The organism is Thioclava sp. F34-6, from assembly GCF_002213235.1.
In the GTDB taxonomy this organism is placed as follows: Bacteria; Pseudomonadota; Alphaproteobacteria; order Rhodobacterales; family Rhodobacteraceae; genus Thioclava; species Thioclava nitratireducens.
Genome location: NZ_NBOA01000028.1, coordinates 1 through 2,799 on the forward strand (window position 1 = coordinate 1; position 2,799 = coordinate 2,799).

Below are 2,799 nucleotides of genomic sequence, written 5' to 3' on the forward strand. Positions count from 1 at the left end.
GTGGTGCCGGCGGAGTGGGTTTGTTTCCCGTTGCAGGCACCGCATCGGCCACAAGCCTCAGCGAAACGAGGGCTAACCCTATCGCCCAGCCTAGGTCAACAGGCACCGTGAGTTCTACGGCTTGTTCTACGGTGGCCTGATCAGGTCGCGCAGAAGCGGAAGCGTGAGACCGCACTGTTGCTCTTCCGGTAGCTGACCCTTTGGTGGCCGCTTCTGGGGGTAGCCCCTGTCAGGGGGTATGGGGGGTAAGGCGAACGCCCCGTCTATTGATAGGGCACTCAGATTTTTCTGGCTCAAACATCCGCGATGTACTCAGCACCTTCCAAGGGACCGAAAGGCTGCGTCACCTTCGCCAAGGCGTTGCAGTGGCGTCCGTTGCCTTGGATGACCTCCTCGATCCCCAGCCCCTCCAGTCCAGCCTTGAAGCTGTCATGGTTGCGGATGCGGTTGCGGAAGTTGGAGGCATCATAGCCCAAGACAGACCGAATCTCGGCGACCGGCAAGACCCCATCTGGGTAGTCCTCGAAGTACATCTGGACATAGGTCAGCGCCTCTTGGACTTTCCCTTTGGCTTTCTGCTTGGTCGGTTTCCAGGAGCCTACCTTGCAGCCTGGGAAGATCTGGGGAAGCAGGTTGCGGACCCCTGAACGCTTCGGGGCGATGATGTACGCATTACAATGGCCACACTCCAGCCCGCTGCCCTGCCTCAGTGCCGAGCGACACAGGGCCTGCAGGATGTGGTGCTTGTGTTCACCGGCCTGCATGTCGTCAACGATGGTCTTGGGGGCATCTTGGTCGTTTGGGACCTCGCTATAGTGCCGGGCCTTCATCTCGTAGTCGGTCTCTGGGTGGTTGTTCAGGCCCGTCAGGATGACGTTGCGGATGTGCCGGAACTCGTTCGTCCCGTGGTGCTTGCCCCAGTTGAGGAAGCTGACACGGCTGGGGTCTGTGCTGAGCAATCCCATGATCTGATCTGGGATGGCTCCACCGTTGACCGCCTTGTGGTAGATCACCAGCCATTCCTCGCTCGGTTTGCTGTCGATCAGCTTGGCAACCTCAAGGGCAAGGGCTTCACAGTTCTGCGTCCATGCTGTCTTCCCAGACCCTGCATCCATGACGCTGACAGTGAGGTTGCGGTAGTCCCTGACAGCAGATGGCAATCGCACCAGGTTACCCTTGCGCTTCTCCCACTGGCTGTACGTCGAGCGGACACGGCCTGAGGCATCGAGGATCACCACAGGGGCAAGGTCGTCCGGTATCGCGTCTCGGCTGATGAGCGCAGTGATGACCGTGGATGCGTTGCTGGCCTTGCGGAGGAGAACACAACGACCTGACAGGGCATAGAGGCTGTCGAGGTGGGTGGCATGGCCTTCTGCCAAACCCTTCCTGGCTGACCAAAGGGAGACTCCTGAGGCTTCCTCGAGATCAGGCCAATCATATGTTCCCTGGCCACCGGATGCTTTGAGCGCATGTTCCAACTCTTCAACCATCTGAGCCAGTGCTGGATGCGACGTCCTCAATGGGCCACGTAGGGCTGCAAGTTGGTCTGTGTTGATGGAGACCACCTCACCTGGCAGCATCGCCTCGTCCCATATCCGAACTTCGCGGACCAGCCCTTGGTAGTGGAAGACCTCAGCCTCCTTGAAGGAAAGACCACGGCACCGGCTAAGGAGCATGGAATGGGTGGTGAACAGGATGCGGGCCTGATTGGGGAGTGTGGCGCTCAGTGCATTGACCCTCTCATCTGATGTCAGGACAGCGAAGTCCGCTTCATCGAGACCCATCTCCTCGACCAATCTGGCTATCTCCTCCCGCTGCGAAAAACAGAGCAACACAGCAACATCCTGGTGCCTCTCAGACCTCAACAGTTCCTGAACAAAGCAGATCAGCGCCGTGGTCTTGCCGATACCGGGATCGAGACTGGATAGGTGGAAGCTGGGAGAGGCTGTCTCCTCAGCCATAGCTACCATCGTAGCAACCAGTTCCTGAAGTGCTATGGTGACATCCTGATGGGGAAGACCACCACCACGTTGACCCAGCAAAGCGAACAAGGAGGACATTGTTGCCTCGGTCAAACTGGAAGACTGATGGGTAGTACAATCTCTACAGAAGGGTCTTATTGGTGTTTGTACCACCGGGGCCAGCACATGCGGAAAAGCAAGCGTGCCCCCCGTGGCCAAAGCTGATGCTTGTGCCATGTGGAGGTCCTTGACTGTAGTGTTGAAGGGGGTGTTGGTTCGATACACTCAAACAGCTGCAGCAAGGGCTGAACCGATGGTCTTCCAACTAATGGTGGCACCTATTGCCAAAGCTATAGCTGGCAGAGCTGAACGCTACGCCTGACGCGACAGACCACCCCCAAGGTCTTCCCCTCGGCACTCATCACCAAAGGGACAGACAGTACGGCGAGGAGACAAGAACCTGTGTCGGGGGCTGGGTCTATCCCCGCAACTCAAGGGAAAGCTGATGGGATAGCTCAGGTGTGACACCAAGGGGAAATTGCGGCTCGACCAGCACCAGACTTACTCATGTTCAAGCGTAGATGCTGACCGCTCAACCATGGTAGGCCTCGAAAACGTGCCTATAGATGCTGGCGCATTTGGCCGAGTACAGGTCTTCGTCGTATGCTTCTGGCAGTCCGTCATCGAGAACCACTTCGATGGCTTTCAGGACCTCACCCTTGGCGCGAGACTTGGTTCTCCAGTCCAGAACGAACTTCTCGTCTTTCAGCGTCTGTAGCAGCGTCCTGGCCACTACCTTGACCTGATCGCGCTCCTTCTCGGTCAACTCTGGTTCGGG

Annotated in this window: 2 protein-coding genes; both read right to left on the bottom strand. The window is 57.8% G+C overall.

The features are described from left to right. Positions 1-293: 293 nt before the first annotated feature. The gene (locus tag B6V72_RS18845; RefSeq protein ID WP_088736361.1) at positions 294-2,060 is read right to left on the bottom strand and encodes a hypothetical protein; all 1,767 of its coding nucleotides are present in this window, start codon (positions 2,058-2,060) and stop codon (positions 294-296) included. 493 nt (positions 2,061-2,553) lie between these two features. Continuing rightward, a partial coding sequence (locus B6V72_RS19275) for a hypothetical protein (protein WP_168173091.1) occupies positions 2,554-2,799 on the bottom strand: 246 nt, incomplete at its 5' end.